Genomic DNA, 442 nt, shown 5'->3' with positions numbered 1-442 from the left:
GGAAGGTCAGTGCGCGGGCATCCACGGGACGGGTCTTGCCGTCGTTCATCAGCAGGATGAAGGGCACGTCCATGTCCACGATCTCGAAGGGGCCGTGGAAGAACTCGCCGCTGTGGAAGGAGCCGGAGTTGACCCACTGCATCTCCATCATCAGGCAGATGGAGGTGGAGTAAGCGACCTCCATGGAAGCGCCGCTGGACATGACGAAGACGACGGGAGCGTCCTTGTACTTCTCAGCGAACTCCTTGGCAGACTTGCGGGCAGAGTTGGCAGCGTTCTCGGCAGCCTCGAACACGTTGGTCAGGCCCTCGATCATCTTGTCGTACTTGTCGAAACCTTCCACCTGCTGCAGGATCTCCACAGCCAGTGCCAGAACGTAGCCCATCTTTTCCAGATTGGCGGCGTAGTTTGCCTCAAAGCCGTGAACGATGGTGTAGTCAGC

The 442-nt window shown here is 58.8% G+C and carries 1 pseudogene; it reads right to left on the bottom strand.

Annotated features, from left to right (window positions below):
• Nucleotides 1-442, bottom strand: a pseudogene (locus P0G09_RS15670) (phosphosugar isomerase); the annotation flags it as partial.

Origin of the sequence: Faecalibacterium sp. DFI.5.82 (genome assembly GCF_029076575.1) — a bacterium.
GTDB lineage: Bacteria > Bacillota > Clostridia > Oscillospirales > Ruminococcaceae > Faecalibacterium > Faecalibacterium duncaniae.
Note: the sequence above shows the minus strand (reverse complement) of the source record. Positions and strands in the feature narration are given on the sequence as shown.